The following is a 17,068-nucleotide window of genomic DNA, read 5'->3' as shown; positions in this document are numbered from 1 at the left end:
GAGTCGGGGCACACCTCCCCCGTCGCTCGCCCTCGCTCCGCGCCTGGAGCGCACCGTCGAGGTCCTTGTGGAGCGGGCTCGGGGCGAGCCGAGAGACCCGCCCCGAACCGCGTCAGCCCTTCGTGGCGATGCTCACCACGCGCGGGGCACGCACCACGACGTTGACGATCTCGCGGTCACCCACGGAACGCTGCACGGCCGCACTGGCGCGAGCGAGCTGCTCGAGCTCCTCGCCGGAGATCTTCGGCGACACCTCGAGGCGGTCGCGGACCTTACCGTCGACCTGGACGACAGCCGTCACCTGATCCTCGACGAGGAGCGACCGGTCGGCCTTCCGCCACGGAACCAGCGAGACGGACGGCTGGTACCCGAGCTTCGCCCACATGTCCTCCGCGGTGAACGGCGCGAACAGGTCGAGCGCCATGGCGGTCACCTCCGCGGATTCGCGCACGGCAGGGTCGCCGGCACCGGGGCCGCCGTCGATCGCCTTGCGGGTCGCGTTCACGAGCTCCATGAGCCGAGCGACGACGACGTTGAACTTACCGGCCTCGATGAGCCCAGGAGCCTCGGCCAGGAAGTGGTGCGTCAGCTTGCGCAGCTTCTCGTCGCCGTCCTTCCACGCCACGTCGGGCGAGCTGGTGACGTCGTGCGCCACGCGCCATGCGCGTGCCAGGAACTTCGCCGAACCCGCGGGTGAGACGTCGGCCCAGTCGATGTCGTCCTCCGGAGGTCCGGCGAACGCCATCGTGACCCGCAGTGCGTCGGCGCCGTAGGACCGCAGCTCCTGCGCGAACTCCACGAGGTTGCCCTTGCTCTTGCTCATTTTGGAGCCGTCGAGGATGACCATGCCCTGGTTGAGCAGGGCGCTGAAGGGCTCGGTGAAGCCCACCTTGCCGAGGTCGAAGAGGACCTTCGTGATGAACCGCGAGTACAGCAGGTGGAGGATGGCGTGCTCGACACCGCCCACGTACTGGTCGACCGGAGCCCACTTGTCGGCTTCCTTGGGGTCGAACGCGATCTCGTCCGAGGTCGGGTTGAGGAACCGCAGGAAGTACCAGGAGCTGTCGACGAAGGTGTCCATCGTGTCGGAGTCCCGCTTCGCAGGCTTTCCGCACGACGGGCAGTCCACGTTGATCCAGTCCTCCGCCGCGGCGAGCGGGCTCATGCCCTTCGGACGCAGGTCGAGCCCGGCGGCGTCCGGCAGACGCACCGGCAGCTGGTCTTCGGGCACCGGCACCTCACCGCAGGCCTCGCAGTGGATGATCGGGATCGGCGTCCCCCAGTAGCGCTGCCGGGAGATCAACCAGTCGCGCAGCCGGTAGTTCTTCGTCTTCGCGCCGAGACCGCTCGACGCGAGCGCGGCCGTGACCTTCGGGATCGCGTTCGACTTGCTCAGGCCGTCGAAGGGGCCGGAGTTCGTCAGGCGTCCCTCGCCGGTGAGTGCGACGCCGGTCTTCGCGGGGTCGATCGACGGCAGGTCCTCCGGCAGTTCACCGTCGACGATGATCGGGATGGCACCCGTCACGGGCTGGGTGGTGTCCACCACGACGCGCACGGGCAGGTCGAAGGCGCGGGCGAAGTCGAGGTCGCGCTGGTCGTGCGCGGGAACCGCCATGATCGCCCCGTGTCCGTAGTCGGCCAGGACGTAGTCGGCGGCCCAGATCGGCAGACGCTCCCCGCTCAGCGGGTTGACGGCGTACCGCTCGAGGAAGACGCCGGTCTTCTGCCGGTCGGTCGCCAGGCGGGCGATCTCGCTCTCACCCTTGACGCTGTCGAGGTAGGACTGGAACCGTCCCTTGACCTCGTCGGAGGCGTCGGCGACCAGCTCAGCGGCCAACTCCGAGTCGGGTGCGACGACCATGAACGTCACGCCGTACAGGGTGTCGGGGCGCGTCGTGTACACGGACACCGGTTCGTCGCGGCCTTCGATGCTGAACGCGACGTCGGCACCGTTCGACCGGCCGATCCAGTTCCGCTGCATGCTGAGGACCTTGGACGGCCAGGTGCCCTCGAGCTGGTTGAGGTCGTCGATCAGGCGGTCGGCGTAGTCGGTGATGCGGAAGTACCACTGGGTGAGCTTCTTCTTCGTCACCTCGGCGCCGCACCGCTCGCAGTGGCCGTCGACGACCTGCTCGTTGGCGAGCACCGTCTGGTCGTTCGGGCACCAGTTGACCGGGCTCGCCTTGCGGTAGGCGAGGCCCTTCTCGAACAGCTGGAGGAACAGCCACTGGTTCCAGCGGTAGTACTCCGGGTCGCTGGTGTGCAGCTCACGGTCCCAATCGAACGACGGGCCGTACTGGCGGAAACTCGCCTTCTGCTGGGCGATGTTGGCGTAGGTCCACTCGCGCGGGTCGACCCCGCGCTGGATCGCCGCGTTCTCAGCGGGGAGCCCGAAGGAGTCCCAACCGATCGGGTGCAGCACGTTGAAGCCCTGGTGACGCCAGTAGCGCGCCACGATGTCGCCGAAGCCGAAGGCCTCCGCGTGGCCCATGTGGAGGTCGCCGGAGGGGTAGGGGAACATGTCGAGGACGTACTTCCGGGGACGCTTGTCGGCCGGATCGGCGGTGGCGAAGGGCTTCAGCTCGTCCCAGACGGGAAGCCACTTCTCCTGGATCGCCTGGAAGTCGTACCGCTCGCCGTCGCGGCGGTCCTCGGGGTTGCGCTCGTCTGACACGTCACTCTCAATCACTGCAGGTGCTGGGGTGGAACCCGTGGGTCGCTCGCACGGCGCTCGGCCGCAGGATGGTCGGGTTGGAGCGCGCGGCGGCGCTCCGTCCAACGGTCAAGCCTACCGGGATTCCGGCCCCGGCCGCCCGACGCCGAGAGCGCGCAGCGGAGCGGCAGCCTTGGTCCAGGTCTCCTCCAGCTCCTCCTCGGGAACGGACAGCGCCGTGATACCGCCACCGGTGCCGACCGATGCGCCGTGCGGATCGATGACGATGGAGCGGATGACCATCGCCAGATCCAGCGATCCGTCCGCGGCCAGCAGCCCGAAGGCCCCTGCGTACACGCCGCGTGGTCCCGCTTCGAGGTCGTGGAGCAGTTCCATGGCTCGCCGCTTGGGCGCGCCCGTCATGGAGCCGGCCGGGAACGCGGCCTCGACGACGTCGAGCGCGTCGAGCCCAGCCCGGAGTCGGCCCTCGACGGTGCTCACCAGCTGATGCACCTGCGGGTAGCTCTCCACCTGATGGAGGGCGGTGACCGCGACCGTACCGAGCTCGCACACCCGGGAGAGGTCGTTGCGCATCAGGTCGACGATCATGAGGTTCTCCGCCCGCTCCTTCGGACTGGCGAGGAGCTCCGCGCGTTGCCGCGCGTCGGCCGCGGGGTCCGCCTCGCGCGGACGTGTCCCCTTGATCGGTCTGGTCCGCACCCGGCCGTCCGCGGATACGTCGAGGAACTGCTCCGGCGAGGAACTCGCGAGGGACAGCTGCCCGAAGCGGAGGAGACCGCCGTGGTGGGTCGGGCTCATCTCCCGGAGACGGAGGTAGGCGGCGAGCGGATCGTGGACGCCGTCGACCCGGAGGGTGTTCGTCAGGCAGAGCTGGTAGGCGTCGCCGCGCCTGATGTGCTCCTGGCAGGCCTCGACGAGCCGGACGTACGCGCGGTCCACGTGGCGCGGCAGGCAGACCCCGCCGGCCTCCGGCACCCTCGGCGGCAACGGCGACCGGTCCTGTGCGCGCTCCGCCGCCCACGCGAGCCACTCGGGATCCGCCGAGGAGACGGTCACCGTCCGTGCCGCATGGTCGAACCGCACCTGGTCGTCGAGACGCAGCATCAGCGCAGCGGGCAGGGAGGTCTCCCGAGCCGGTGCGCCGACGAGTCCGGCCCCGAACTCGTAGCCGAACCACCCCACCCAGTCGCCCGGATCCCCTGGCACGTCTGCACGGAGCGCGCGCAGGGAATCGAAGAGCGAACCGCGACGGAGGGTCGACCGCGACGCGACACTCACGTGTTCCACCGTGCCGAGCACCGCATCGGCGACGAGCCGCTCCGTGCCTCTGCCCATCAGGCTGACGCCCGTCTCGGCCCCCTGCCCTGAGTCCAACCAGCACGCCCACGGTTCGTCTCCGAACACCCGGCGGAAGACGTCCTCCGGCTCACACCAGCTCGGCAGCACGAGCTGTCGGCGCCCCCGGGACGACGGCATCACCCGAACGTCGCCAGCGGCGGGGCGACGATCCGGAGTCGGTCGGTCACCAGCGCTGCCGGTACCGGGGTGTGGGAGATCACGACGACGGCGCGGCCGTCCGAACCCGCGGCACCGAGCAGGTCCTCCAGGAGCGCGTTCGCCCGTTCGGGATCGACGTTGGCCGTCGGCTCGTCGAGGACGAGCACGGGGAACTCGCGGAGCAGCGCCCGAGCGAGGGCGATCCGTTGCGCCTGTCCCCCCGACACGAGCGCCCCCTGTTCCCCGACCGGTCGGTCGAGTCCGCCGCGCTCCGCCAGCCAGGACGAGAGCCCGACCCGCTCCAACACCGCTTCGAGCGCTGCATCATCGGCTGTGTCGCGGGCGAAGAGCAGGTTCTGGCGGATGTCGGCGTCGAACAGGAACGGTCGTTGTTCGACGAGGCCGACCGTCTCACGGAGCGTGTCCGCTCGGATCTCGCGGGCCTCCACACCGCCGACGCGATACCGGCCCTCGTACTCGAGGAAGCGGACGAGCACATGAGCGAGCGTGGTCTTCCCCGCGCCGCTGTCGCCCTCGACGAGGAGGCGGTCCCCCGCCGACAGCCGGAAGCTGATCGGGGCGAGGGCGGGCCGCGCATCGCCTGGCCAGCGCGCGCTCAAGTGCTCGACCTCGAGCAGGACCCCGTCGGACACCGGCAGCTCGGCGACGCCGGCATCCTCGTCCGGGATCTCCGCGGGGCGGGTGCTCGGGACCGCGTCCGCCACCCGTTCAGCGCTCGCGACCGCCTCGCGCCAGGCGCCGAACGCGAGGGGCACCATCGAACAGACCTCGAACACGGCGAGCGGGACGAGCACGACCACCGTGAGCGCGGGTCCGCCGATCGCGCCGAGGGCCGGCATGCCCGCCCACAACGCAGCGACGACGGCCGAGCCCGAGGCGAGCGCCAGCACGGCCCCGGCCACGCCGGCTCCGGCCGCCCGCCGGACCATCGCCCGCGTCAGCGCGGCGTCCGCCTGCTCGATCCTGGCCCGTGCGGCCCCCACGGCGCCGTAGGCAGTCAACACGTCCAAGCCGGTGACGAGGTCCAGGAGCGCTTCCGACAGCGCGCCGCGCAGCGGGGCGAGGTCGCGTTCGGCTCGCGCGGCCACACGACTGACCAGCAGCCACGACACGAGGAACGCGGCGATGAGGCACACCGCCAGGGCGATCCCCGCGGCGGGGAGCAGCGCGGTCGTCAGGATCACCGCGGCGCCGGCGATGACCCCCGACACCACGAGCGGTTGGACGACCCGCAACGGCACGTTCTGCAGCTCGTCCACGTCGGTCACGAGTCGCGTGAGGAGATCCCCTCGCCCGGTGACCTGCAGGCCGTCCGGAGCCACGGGGATGACCCGCTCGATCATTCCGGCGCGCAACTGCGACAACTGGCGGAAGGCCGCATCGTGACTGAGCAGTCGTTCGAGGTACCGGAACGACGCCCTGGCGAGGGCGAACGCGCGGACGCCGACGACGGCGACGCCGAGCTCGACGATGGACGGTTGCTCGGCAGCTTTGGTGATGAGGAACGCACTGGAGGCGAGCAGGGCGACGGCCGCTCCGGCGGAGAGGATGCCGGCGAGGAGCCCTGGGAGGAAGCTTCGCGCCGGCGGTTGCGCCAGGCGGATGATCTGCTTCACGCGGTCATCCATGGAGCACCGCCGGCTCATCCTGGGTGCGCGAGGCACGCACGGGGATCTCCAACACGGCGTCAGCGCGTTGGCTGATCATGGGGCGGTGGGTGATGACGATGACCACCGCTCCGGCGTCGGCGGCCTCACGCGCGGCGTCGATCACGAGCGCCTCGGACGCGGAGTCGAGCGCCGAGCTCGGCTCGTCGAGGAGTAGGACAGGCGTCCCGGCGTCGGCTGGGGTGCGCGCCAGACGATACAGCGCCCGCGCGATCGCGATCCGCTGCGCCTGCCCACCGCTGACCCCGTCGCCGACCGCGCCGATCGGGTGCTCGAGCGGGAGCGCGGCCAATCCGACCTTCGAGAGCGACCCGGCGATGAGCCCGTCGTCGGGCGTCTCGTCGCCGAGCGCCACGTTGTCGCGGACGGTTCCCGCGATGAGGGCGGGGCGTTGGCCTGCCCAGGACAACCAACGTCGGCCCGCGGGCGTCGGCGCCACCTCGACGCCGTCATGCCGGATCGTTCCGCCGACCTCGACGAAGCCGAGGATCGCCGAAGCCATGCTCGTCTTCCCCGCGCCGCTGGGCCCGACGACCGCGGTCATCGTCCCGGCGGGGAAGGAGGCGTCGAGTGCGTCGAGCACCACCTGGTCGCCGTACCGGACGCCCAGCCCGTGGAGCACGAGGCCCGGGGCCGATTCCATCCGGCGACCCGCCGTCGACACCGACCGCGCGGGCCCGCTCGGGGTGGCGTGCGTGGACAGCACCGCCGCCTCGTCGAGGATCTCGAAGACCTCTGCGGCCGCGGTGACCCCCTCCGCCGCGGCATGGTAGTTCGCGCCGACGTTCCGCAGCGGCAGGAAGGCCTCCGGGGCGAGGATGAGGACGAAGAGCCCGGTGCCGAGGAGCAGCGAGCCGTCGAGGAGCCTGAGCCCGATGCCGACGGCCACGACGGCGACGGCGAGACTGGAGAGCAGTTCGAGGGCGAACCCGCTCATGAATGAGAACCGCAGCACCTTCATGGTCTCGATGCGGTACTCCTCCGTCACCGACCGGACCCGTGCCACCTGTCGATGCTGCCGACCGAAGAGCTTCAGGGTCGCCATGCCGGCGACGAGTTCGAGGAATCCGCGCGACAGGTGCGCCAGGGTGTCCCACTGGCGTCGTTGTACCGCCTGCGTAGCGAACCCGATGAGGATCATGAAGACGGGGATGAGCGGAAGGGTCACGACGACCGTGATCCCGCTGATCGGATCCTGCAGGAAGATGACCACTGCGATGATCGGCATCGCGATGGCGGTGAGGATGAGCTGCGGCACGTATCGGCCGAAGTACGCGTCCAGCGCGTCCAAGCCACGGCCCGCCACCGTGGTGAGCGCCGCTGAGTTCCGCCGGGAGACCCAGCCGGGACCGAGCGTCTCGAACGCTCCGACGAGGGCGCGCCGCAACTCGCTCCGGACCACTGCGGAGCCGCGGGCGTTCACGGCGTCCGCAGCCAGGACCGATGCCGACCGGAGGACCACGATGCCGATCAGCAGCCACAGCGACGGCAGCAGCTCGTCGATCGGATCGCCGGCGATCGAGCGGGACACCAGCTGGGCGACGAACCAGGCGAAGCCGAGCGTGCACGCGGTCTGCACGAGGGCGATGACCGCGCCGAGGGCCAGGACCGACCTGGCTCCCCGGGCATAGCGGAGCAGTCGCGGATCGAGGGGGCGCACGATGACAGGTTAGTGCGCGGCCGCTTCGATGTGCTGACGGGTGATGCGCTTCCGGAACACCCAGTAGGTCCACCCCTGGTAGGCGAGGATGAGCGGGAGGAAGATCAGGGCCGTCCAGGACATCACCGTGAGCGTGTACTCCGTGGAGGACGCGTTCGCGATCGTCAGGCTGTTCGCGGGGTCGTTGCTCGCCGGCATGACGGCGGGGAACAGCGCGGTGAAGAGGGTCAGGACCGCAGCGGCGACCGTCACCGCCATGAGCGCGAAGGCTCGTCCCTCGAGCCCGCGGCTGTTCGCGAACCAGGCGCTGATGAGCGACACCGCGGCGACCGCCGCGAGGATGAGGACCGGCAGTGAGAAGTGCGCGAGGACGGTCCATCCGAGGAACGAGGCGGCCAACACGATCGCGACGAGCCCCGCACGGCTTGCGAGGCGACGAGCGCGTTCCCGGATCTCACCCTCGGTCTTCAGCGAGGCGAAGACGGCCCCGTGTGCGAAGAAGAGCACCAACGTGGTGAGCCCACCGAGGATCCCGTACGGGTTCAGCAGGGTGAAGAGGGTGCCGGTGAAGTTGTGGTCGGCGTCGAGCGGCACGCCCTGGATGATGTTCGCGAACGCGACACCCCAGAGGAAGGCCGGGAGCGCCGATCCCACGATGATCATGAGGTCGAACCGCCGCTTCCAGGACGCCTCGGGACGTTGGTGCCGGTATTCGAACGACACCCCGCGGACGATGAGGGCGAGGAGGATGAACAGCAACGGGAGGTAGAACCCGCTGAACAGGGTCGCGTACCACTCCGGGAAGGCAGCGAAGAGGCTCGCGCCGGCGACGATCAGCCAGGTCTCGTTCAGATCCCAGACCGGCCCGATGGTGTTGATGAGCATCCGGCGGTCGGTCTCGTCCTTCCCGAGGAAGGGGATCGTCATCCCGACGCCGAAGTCGAACCCGTCGAGCACGAAGTAACCGACGAACAGTGCGGCGATGATCCAGAACCAGAGAATCGTGAGGTCCATGATGCGCTCCTAGTAGACCGTGGTTGCCGGGGCAGCGGGCTTCTGCACGCCGTCGTCGTCGGGTGGCGACATCTCGATGGCGTCCGGCCCGGCGATGATGGTCTTCTTCAACAGGCCGAACTCGACGACCAGCAGGGTGCCGTAGACGACGGTGAAGGCGATGAGCGAGATCAGCACGTCGAGACCGGTGGTGTTCGGCGAGACGGCGTCCTCGGTCTTCAGCAGGCTGAAGACGATCCAGGGCTGACGGCCCATCTCGGTGAAGACCCAGCCCATCGTCATCGCGAGGAACGGCATCGGCACAGCCCAGACGGCGACCCGCCACATCCAGCGCTTCGGCTCGCGGCCCTTCCGGGTGAACCAGAGGCCGGCGGCCGCCACGAGCATCGACGCGAGCCCGAGGCCGATCATCCAGCGGAAGGCCCAATAGGTGACCCAGATGACCGGTGAGTAGTCACCGGGGCCGTAGAGCTGCGTGTACTGCGCCTGCAGGTCGTTGATGCCTTCCACGGTGCCGTCGAAGGTGTGGGTCGAGAGGAACGAGAGCAGGTACGGGATCCGGATCGAGAAGAGCTCGTGGACGCCGTCCGGGGTGCCGAGCGTGAAGATCGAGAACGAGGCATCCGCGCCGGTCGAGGTGTTGTACATCGCCTCCGCCGCGGCCATCTTCATCGGCTGCGTCTCGACCATCGCCAGGCTGAGCTGGTCTCCCGCGAGCATGGTGGCCCCACCGGCGATCAGCATGCTCCAGGCGCCGACCTTCAGCGCGGGACGCATCATCTCGACATGCTGACCACGGGCCAGGTGCCAAGCGGCTGCGGTGATGATGACGGCGGCCGACACCATGAAGCAGGCGAAGATCGTGTGCGGGAAAGCGGCGAGGGCGACCTTGTTGGTCAGCAGCTCCCAGATGTTGGTGAGTTCGGCTCGACCGCGCTCCTCGTTGATCCGGTAGGCGACCGGATTCTGCATGAAGGCGTTCGCGGCGATGATGAAGTAGGCCGAGAGCACCGTGCCGAGGGCGACGATCCAGATGGTCGCGAGGTGGAGCTTCGGTGAGAGCTTGTCCCAACCGAAGATCCAGAGCCCGATGAACGTGGCCTCGAGGAAGAAGGCGAGCAGACCTTCCAGTGCCAGCGGCGCACCGAAGACGTCGCCGACGAACCGCGAGTAGGTGGACCAGTTCATGCCGAACTGGAACTCCTGCACGATCCCGGTCACGACGCCCATGGCGAAGTTGATGAGGAAGATCTTGCCGAAGAAGCGGGTCAACTGCAGGTAGTGCAGCTTGCCCGTCCGGACCCAGGCGGTCTGGAACCCGGCGACCGTCACCGCCATGCCGATGGTGAGCGGCACGAAGATGAAGTGGTAGACGGTGGTGAGGCCGAACTGCCAACGGGACAGCAGTAGCGGGTCGAGAAGATCGTTCACGATGAACACTCCATGTTCGCGGCATCCAGGGACGGCGGCGCAGGTGCGGCCCGATCGGGGCGGTCATCCCCGTGGCTTCGATCCGTGTCGTCGAACCCCATGGTACACGAAAATCGGCCTGTGGTCAGACCACACATGTCGCCTGTCGTGCACAGGGCTTTCAGAGTCTCAGGCGCCGGTCGAGAGCTAGGCTCTGACCCGTGAACGACGTGCTCGGCTGGCTCCTCGACCTGGTGCAGAGCGTCGACCCCGTCACCCGCACGCTCCTCGCCGGACTCGGCATCATGCTCGAGACCTCCGTGCTCGTGGGCCTCGTCGTCCCAGGCGACACCGTCGTCATCGTGGCCAGCACCGCTGTGGCCGGTCCGGTGCAGTGGATCTCGATGATCCTCGTCGTGATCGCCGGTGCGCTCATCGGCGAATCCGTCGGCTTCGCCCTCGGCCGTTGGTTCGGTCCGCGCATCCGCGCGAGTCGGCTCGGCCGCAGGATCGGGGAACGACACTGGGCCAGGGCCGAGCGGTACCTCGACCGGCGAGGCGGTATCGCGGTGTTCGTCTCGCGGTTCCTCCCCGTGCTCCACTCGCTCATCCCCCTGACCGTCGGTATGAGCACCATGACGTACCGTCGCTTCATCTCGTGGACCCTGCCGGCCTGCGTCATCTGGGCCTCCGCATACGTCTCGGTCGGCGCGGTGGCGGCCGGGAGCTATCGTGAGCTCTCCGAGCGACTCCACTGGGCCGGATACGTCTTCGTCGGCATCATCGTGCTCTTCGCCGTCGTCGTCCTCGTCGTCAAGCGGCTCCTCCAGCGGAGCGAGGAACGGCACATGCTCGACCAGGAGGATCCGGCGTCCCCGGGCGGAGCGTCCACGCCGGAGTGACCCCGCGGTCCGCGGGCCTCGACGGCTGACCGGACGCACCGGCATGACAGACTGAACGGGTGAAGGCACCCGACGATCGTCCAACGGCCTCCTCCGACGCCGCTCAACAGATCCGGCACTTCGCCGCTCGGATGGAGGACGCCATCCAGTTGCGCCGGCAGCGGCGCGCACGGCGGCACGGGCGCGAGGCGGCGATCATCCCCTTCACCGGCTACGGCTCGACGTCGTGGATCCGGGTCCTCGCGCGAGTCGTCCTGGCCGAACCCGGCAAGACCACGGTGAAACCGCAGCAGAAGGTGCGCGGCTGGAAGAGCTTCTTCGCCTTGAGCATCGCGGACCCCACGGTCGAGGTCGAGATCGACGGCAGACGCCACACGGTCACGGGCGATCGCGGCGGCGTGGTGGATGCGGTGGTCCAGGTCTCGCTGACCCCGGGATGGCACACCCTTCGTCTGAGCTCCGAGGGCAGCGACCCCGTCGAGGCCCCCGTCTTCATCGTGGGCGACGACATCGAGTTCGGCATCGTGTCCGACATCGACGACACCGTGATGGTCACTGCGCTCCCCCGCCCGCTGGTCGCGGCATGGAACACCTTCGTCCTGGACGAGCACGCGCGCACCCCGGTACCGGGGATGGCCGTGTTCCTGGAACGGACCGCTCGCGAGCACCCGGGTTCGCCGATCATCTACCTCTCGACGGGTGCCTGGAACGTCGCCCCGACGCTCACCCGCTTCCTGTCGCGCAACCTCTACCCTGCAGGGGCCCTGCTCCTCACCGACTGGGGCCCGACCCACGACCGCTTCTTCCGGAGCGGACGCGAGCACAAGCGGACCAACCTCGACCGGTTCGCCGAGGACTTCCCGCGGCTGCGCTGGCTCCTCGTCGGTGACGACGGGCAGCACGACGAGTCGCTGTACCGCAGTTTCGAGGAGCGTCACCCCGACCGCGTGGCCGCCGTCGCGATCCGTCAGCTCTCCCCCGGTGAGGCGGTGCTGGCCGGCGGTCGCTCGAAGGTCGGTGGACAGCACGAGGGGGCGCCCTGGGTGTACGCCGGGAACGGCGCGGAACTGCTCGACCAGCTCCACGGCAAGCTCTGACGGCGCTCCTCATGTCCGTCGTCCCCGTCCTGCGCACCCGGTCGCGACTCCCGCTGCTCCAGGTGCTGAAGACGGCGCTGGCCGCCATCGCCGCCTGGATCGTCGCTATCTCGATCATCCCGGGCCAACTGCCGGTCTTCGCCGCCATCGCCGCCATCCTCGTGGTCCAGCCGAGCGTCAACCAGTCGTTCGGCAAGGCACTCGAACGGAGCCTCGGGGTGATCACCGGCGTGGTCCTCGCTACCGTGATCGGGAGCATCTTCGGACACTCCGCCTGGATCGTGCTCCTGGCCATCGTCGTCGCCATCCTGCTCGGCTGGGTGCTCCGCCTCGGGCCGGGTTCCGCGAACCAGATCCCGATCAGCGCGATGCTGGTCCTCTCGATCGGCGCCGCCACGCCGGACTACGCCTTCGCTCGTATCATCGAGACCGTCCTCGGTGCCGGGATCGGGCTGCTCGTCAACGTCGTCCTCGTCGCCCCCGTCCTGCTCGCGCCGGCCAGAGCAGCGGTCGGTGCACTCGCGCTCGCCTGCGCCGACACCTTGGACCGCCTCGCGACCGCCCTCACCCGGGCCAACACCGACGCCGAGCTGGCCGCGCTCCTCACGGAAGCCCGCGCGCTCAAGCCGCTGCGGGACCGCGCTATCGCCGCGGTGAAGGAGGGCGACGACAGCCTGTTGCTCAACCCGCGCCGATCGCGGCACCGTGATGAGCTGGACCGTCAACGACTGCTGCTGCGTCGTCTCGAGCCGGTGGTCACACGGACGCTGGGCATGGCGCGCTCGGTGCACGATCACGACGACCCGACCCTGCACGAGGAGCCGACGGTGGCCGACATCGCCGTCGAACTCGGCCGCGCGGCGCACGACCTCCGACTGCTCGTGAACGACCGTGCCACCTCCCGCGAACCCCCGACCGAGACCGCCGAGCTCCCCGCGCTCACCGCACCCCTGGTGATCCACCGACCGCACCCGCAGCACTGGATCCTCATCGGATCGCTCATGGAGGACCTCCGCCGGGTCCGTGACGAGATCGTCGGCGAGCCGACCTGAGCCGACCGGAAACCACGACGGGCCGGTGGAGCGATGCTCCACCGGCCCGTCGACGTCCTGGGACTACGCCTGGTGCGCAGCCTGCAGTTCGATGGTGATCGTGACGTCGTTGCCGAGCAGCACGCCGCCGGTCTCGAGCGCCGCGTTGTAGGTGAGGCCGAAGTCCTCGCGGTTGATCTTGGTGGTCGCGGTCGCGCCGAACTTGTAGTTGCCGTAGGGGTCGGTCGCGAAGCCGCCGAACTCGACGGTGAAGGTGACGGGCTTGGTCACACCCTTGATCGTGAGGTCGCCGTCGACGAGGAAGTCGTCGCCCTTGGCGCGCGCGCCGGTCGAGACGAAGTCGATCGTCGGGTAGGACTCGGCGTCGAAGAAGTCGCCGGTGCGGAGGTGACCGTCGCGGTCGGGCTGGTTCGTGTTGATCGAAGCGACCTCGGCGGACGCGGTGACCTTCGTCTCGAGGGGGTTCTCCGGCGTGACGAACGTCGCGTTGAAGCGCTCGAACTTGCCCTTGACCTTCGAGACCATGATGTGGCGGATGCTGAAGCCAACCTCGCTGTGCGTGGTGTCGACCTCCCAGGTGCCAACCTTGTAGCCGGGAATCGTCAGGGTGTCGGTCATGCGGTACTCCTTGCGTCGATGTGCGGCGCGCTCGCGCCACGTTCTATTCAAACGCAAGGACATCGTGGCTATTCCCACGTGTCCGAGAAATTCTCCTCGACGCCATCAGGACGACATCGGCCGCATCGCGGGAAGGCCCAGCCGGACACGCAACAGGTGGTGTGCCGCCTCGGCGACCACGTCCTCCGAGATCCTTCCCGATCGCACCGCCGCCGCGATGTCGGCGATGAGCACCTCGGGGTCGACCCCCGTCGAGGAGGGGTCCGCGCCCAGGACGTAGAGCAGCATCGTGTTACCGGCCGCCACCGCACGGATCGCGTTCTCCGAAGGGTTCTGGTACTCCGGGAGACCGGTGTGCTGCAACATGAGCATGTCGTCGGTGATCGTCATGCCGGAGAAGCCGAGACCGTCGTGGAGCTTCGCGTGCCAGGCGGACGAGAGCGTCGCCGGCGCCGGATCGACCGCCGAGTAGACGAGATGGCCGAACATGACGACCTCGGCCCCGGCGTCGATGCCGGCCGCGAACGGGACGGCGTCGCTCGCCCTCCACTCCTCGAGCCCCAGCGTCGTGGTGGGGACCGTCGAGTGGGAGTCCCCAGGGGCCTGACCGTGCCCGGGGAAATGCTTGAGCGTACTGAGAACCGCCCCGCGCTCTCCTCGGACCGCCGCGGCGACCCGCGCGGCAGCGGCGTCGGGGGTGGTCCCGAGAGCGCGGTCGTAGATGAACGACGTCGGATCGGCCGTCTCATCGGCGACGATGCCGAAGTTGACGGAACACCCCGCGGCGGCGAGCATGGTCGCGCGCGCCGTGAACGCCGTCTCCGTCGCCTCCGGCGGTTCGGACTTCAGGGTGTCCGCCGCGGCCGCGACGTCCTCGTCGATGCGACGGACGTCGCCACCCTCCTGGTCGATGCCGATGAGCAGGGGCATGGTGGGGTCGGGGCTGAGGGCGTCCGTGACCGCGGGCAACCCGACGAGTCCCGGCACGTTGTCGCCCATGAGGATGAAGCCGCCCGGTCGGTAGCGCTCGACGAAGGCTCGGAGCGCAGCGGGATCGGTGCCCGGCGTGTGCAGCATCAACATGGAGGCGATGCGCTGCTCGAGCGTCATCGAGGCCAGTTCCGCCGCCGCGCGCAGTTCCGCGGCGCCTGGCCCGGTGGCCAGCGGACGCCCCGACCGTTCGGGCGCAGGCGGGCCGGTGCATGCGGACAGGCCGAGCATCGCACCGACCGCCACCGAGGCGCCGGTGACGAGGAAGCGTCGCCGTCCCATCTGCACCGGGCGAGTCTAGGCTCGGATCATCCGTGGCGGCTGGACGTCGTCGTCGGTGTGGCACGAGTGACGGATGTGACTTCGGCGGCTACACTTACGTGGGTGACAGCCAGGATGGACGCATGCGCAAGCCGCTGACGAACCGATCGCCTCGTTCGAGGGGCGTCTCGCGAGCCGCCGCCCTCGGCGCCGCGGTCATCATCGCGGTGTCGTGTGCCGGTCCGGCGGCCGCAGTCAGCCCGACGGCGGTCCGCACCGCCGACTACCCGAGCTGGGACGACGTCCAAGCTGCGAAGTCGAACGAATCGACCGCCCAGGCCGAGGCCGACCGCATCGTGTCCCTCCTCGACGGGCTGCGCGACGAGTCCGCCAGGCTCGGCGACGAAGCCGTCCGCCAGGGTGCAGCAGCAGGCGAGGCCAAAGCCGCGTTCGACGCGCAGGCCGCCGTCGCCGACACGATCAGTGCGCAGGCGACGGCCGCAGCGACGGCAGCGGCGTCGAGCAAACGTCAGGCCGGGGCGGTCATCGCGCAGATGACCCGCACCGGAGGCGTCGATCCGACGCTGTCGCTCGTCCTGTCCGGCGTCGCCGATGACGACCTGCTCTCGAAACTCAGCGCGATCAGCAAGTTGAGCGAGACCTCGGCTCAAGACCTCGCCTCCGCCACCGCCGCGAGCAACACGGCGTCCGCGCTCGCGGAGCAGGCCACTGCCGCGGAAGCGGAACGTCAGCGACTCTCGGAAGCCGCTGACGCCAGCTACGAGACCGCACAGTCGGCGAGCGACGCTGCCGACGCCGCGGTCGCGGAGCAGCAGGCGAATCGGGATCGGCTCTACCAGCAGCTCGCCGTCCTGAAGAACACGACCGCCGCGGTCGAGCAGGCCTACGCCCAGAGCCAGGAGGCGATCGCCGCCGAGGAGCAGCGACGCAACGAGGCCACCGGAGGAGAGGGCGCCACGAGTGCACCGCCGCCGGACCTCTCGGCCGACCCGGCGGGCGCGAAGGCGTACGCCCAGTCGGCGATCGGCGCGTACGGCTGGGGCAGCGGCGAGTTCCAGTGTCTCCTCCAGCTGTGGACGCGCGAATCCAGCTGGCGGGTCAACGCCTACAACGAATCCAGTGGGGCCTACGGGATCCCGCAATCGCTCCCGGGCAGCAAGATGGCCAGTGTCGGTGATGACTGGCGTACCAACGCGGCGACGCAGATCACCTGGGGCCTGAACTACATCGACAGCCGGTACGGCTCACCGTGTGGCGCGTGGGCTCACTCCGAAGCCGTCAACTGGTACTGACGACTCCGAGGTTCGTGCCCGCGACGGCCAGGACCACCGTGACGAGCAGCGCGGCACCGATGATGAGCCGGAACAGGGTCCGGTCCGGCTGACGGCTTCCGACCAGCACGAGCCCCCAGATCACGAGCCCGAGGACTCCGGCGGCTCCGATGACGCCGACGAGCGGTGGCGCGGACAAGCGCCCGGAGAAGACGCCGCTCTGTCCGAGCACGGCAACGACCCCCGCCAGCCCGAGCGCCCCGAACGCCGCCCTGCCAGCCGTCCGTGCTCCGAGTCGGTGCGGCAGCCCGCGGACGCCGGTCCGGAGATCGTCGTCGAGGTCCGGCAGCGCGTTCGTGAAGTGGATCGCGATGCCGAACAGGCCGCCGACGGCGAGGGTCCAACCGGCCGGCGGGATGGGCGGGACTACCGCGAACGTGACCACGGCCGGCAGCGCGCCGAACCCGATGATGAACGGGACCACCGACCACGCGGTCGATTTGAGATGGAGGTTGTAGGCCCAGCCGCACGCGAGGAAGAGCAGGTGTGCCGCCGCCGCCGCCCAGCCGAGGGTGAACGAGAGCGGGATGCTCGCGGCTCCGGCCAGGAGCGCCGCCAGACGGACCGTCCCGACGCTGAGGTCACCACGCGCGACGGGCTTGTCCAACCGCCCCGACCGGAGGTCACGACGTGCGTCCAGCCAGTCGTTGGACCACCCGATCGACAGTTGACCGACGAAGACCACCAGCGCCAGGAGCACCGTCCGGAGCGGGTGGACCCCGACGGCGGAGGCCAGGACGACGGCCAGGACGGTGACCGCGACGGTGGGTCCGGGATGGGAGGACGCGAACAGACGACGGGCGGTGGAGAACACCGCCTCAGCTTAGGGTGGCCGTCCGGACGACGGCGATAC

13 protein-coding genes are annotated in these 17,068 nt (G+C 69.5%); 4 read left to right on the top strand and 9 right to left on the bottom strand.

The genetic code is table 11. The annotated features are described in order from the left end of the window. Positions 1-112: 112 nt before the first annotated feature. The 6 genes from leuS to ITJ57_RS09525 form a co-directional block, all read right to left on the bottom strand. Complete coding sequence (gene leuS / locus ITJ57_RS09550; RefSeq protein ID WP_194669809.1) at positions 113-2,674, bottom strand: leucine--tRNA ligase; 2,562 nt, start codon at positions 2,672-2,674, stop codon at positions 113-115. 114 nt (positions 2,675-2,788) lie between these two features. Beyond that, positions 2,789-4,009, bottom strand: a complete 1,221-nt coding sequence (locus tag ITJ57_RS09545) for an anthranilate synthase component I family protein (protein WP_228506563.1) — start codon at positions 4,007-4,009, stop codon at positions 2,789-2,791. Between the two features lie 140 nt (positions 4,010-4,149). Continuing rightward, positions 4,150-5,808 carry a thiol reductant ABC exporter subunit CydC gene (cydC, locus tag ITJ57_RS09540; protein ID WP_370582295.1) on the bottom strand — a complete coding sequence of 553 codons (1,659 nt, stop codon included), beginning with the start codon at positions 5,806-5,808 and terminating at the stop codon, positions 4,150-4,152. Between the two features lie 4 nt (positions 5,809-5,812). Then, positions 5,813-7,519 (bottom strand): thiol reductant ABC exporter subunit CydD, encoded by a 1,707-nt coding sequence (gene cydD / locus ITJ57_RS09535; protein ID WP_194669806.1) that lies wholly within the window; start codon positions 7,517-7,519, stop codon positions 5,813-5,815. Between the two features lie 9 nt (positions 7,520-7,528). Continuing rightward, positions 7,529-8,533, bottom strand: a complete 1,005-nt coding sequence (gene cydB / locus ITJ57_RS09530) for a cytochrome d ubiquinol oxidase subunit II (protein ID WP_194669805.1) — start codon at positions 8,531-8,533, stop codon at positions 7,529-7,531. A gap of 9 nt (positions 8,534-8,542) precedes the next feature. After that, positions 8,543-9,964, bottom strand: a complete 1,422-nt coding sequence (locus ITJ57_RS09525) for a cytochrome ubiquinol oxidase subunit I (RefSeq protein WP_194669804.1) — start codon at positions 9,962-9,964, stop codon at positions 8,543-8,545. 200 nt (positions 9,965-10,164) lie between these two features. On the opposite strand from ITJ57_RS09525, the gene ITJ57_RS09520 reads away from it, so the two are divergent. From ITJ57_RS09520 to ITJ57_RS09510, 3 genes are read left to right on the top strand one after another with little or no spacing between them, the layout of a single operon-like run. Further along, positions 10,165-10,845: a DedA family protein gene (locus ITJ57_RS09520; protein WP_194669803.1), complete on the top strand. Its 681-nt coding sequence runs from the start codon at positions 10,165-10,167 to the stop codon at positions 10,843-10,845. A gap of 59 nt (positions 10,846-10,904) precedes the next feature. After that, on the top strand, positions 10,905-11,942 hold the full coding sequence (locus tag ITJ57_RS09515; RefSeq protein WP_056006577.1) for an App1 family protein: 1,038 nt from the start codon (positions 10,905-10,907) through the stop codon (positions 11,940-11,942). Between the two features lie 11 nt (positions 11,943-11,953). Beyond that, positions 11,954-12,994 (top strand): aromatic acid exporter family protein, encoded by a 1,041-nt coding sequence (locus ITJ57_RS09510; protein ID WP_194669802.1) that lies wholly within the window; start codon positions 11,954-11,956, stop codon positions 12,992-12,994. A 63-nt stretch (positions 12,995-13,057) separates the two neighbouring features. On the opposite strand, the gene ITJ57_RS09505 is transcribed toward ITJ57_RS09510, so the two are convergent. Together ITJ57_RS09505 and ITJ57_RS09500 are read right to left on the bottom strand one after the other, a co-directional pair. Beyond that, positions 13,058-13,612: a YceI family protein gene (locus tag ITJ57_RS09505; RefSeq protein WP_056006583.1), complete on the bottom strand. Its 555-nt coding sequence runs from the start codon at positions 13,610-13,612 to the stop codon at positions 13,058-13,060. 105 nt (positions 13,613-13,717) lie between these two features. Then, a complete protein-coding gene (locus ITJ57_RS09500) occupies positions 13,718-14,884 on the bottom strand; it encodes a glycoside hydrolase family 3 N-terminal domain-containing protein (protein ID WP_228507041.1) in 1,167 nt (388 codons plus the stop codon). A gap of 122 nt (positions 14,885-15,006) precedes the next feature. Here ITJ57_RS09500 and ITJ57_RS09495 point away from each other — a divergent pair, with 122 nt between their 5' ends. After that, positions 15,007-16,176: a hypothetical protein gene (locus tag ITJ57_RS09495; protein WP_194669800.1), complete on the top strand. Its 1,170-nt coding sequence runs from the start codon at positions 15,007-15,009 to the stop codon at positions 16,174-16,176. On the opposite strand, the gene ITJ57_RS09490 is transcribed toward ITJ57_RS09495, so the two are convergent. Then, positions 16,163-17,029: a UbiA family prenyltransferase gene (locus ITJ57_RS09490; protein WP_194669799.1), complete on the bottom strand. Its 867-nt coding sequence runs from the start codon at positions 17,027-17,029 to the stop codon at positions 16,163-16,165. The genes ITJ57_RS09495 and ITJ57_RS09490 overlap by 14 nt on opposite strands. Between the last annotated feature and the right edge of the window lie 39 nt (positions 17,030-17,068).

This window comes from Plantibacter sp. VKM Ac-2880, from assembly GCF_015351235.1.
Lineage (GTDB): Bacteria > Actinomycetota > Actinomycetes > Actinomycetales > Microbacteriaceae > Plantibacter.
The sequence above is the reverse complement of the archived record's forward strand: the minus strand, read 5'-3'. Positions and strand labels throughout refer to the sequence as shown.

Coding starts and splice junctions, on each gene's coding strand:
- ITJ57_RS09545 (WP_228506563.1), bottom strand. CDS start 4,009: ATGGGCAGAGGCACGGAGCGGCTCGTCGCCGATGCGGTGCTCGGCACG.
- cydB (WP_194669805.1), bottom strand. CDS start 8,533: ATGGACCTCACGATTCTCTGGTTCTGGATCATCGCCGCACTGTTCGTC.
- ITJ57_RS09500 (WP_228507041.1), bottom strand. CDS start 14,884: ATGGGACGGCGACGCTTCCTCGTCACCGGCGCCTCGGTGGCGGTCGGT.
- ITJ57_RS09495 (WP_194669800.1), top strand. CDS start 15,007: ATGCGCAAGCCGCTGACGAACCGATCGCCTCGTTCGAGGGGCGTCTCG.
- ITJ57_RS09505 (WP_056006583.1), bottom strand. CDS start 13,612: ATGACCGACACCCTGACGATTCCCGGCTACAAGGTTGGCACCTGGGAG.
- ITJ57_RS09510 (WP_194669802.1), top strand. CDS start 11,954: ATGTCCGTCGTCCCCGTCCTGCGCACCCGGTCGCGACTCCCGCTGCTC.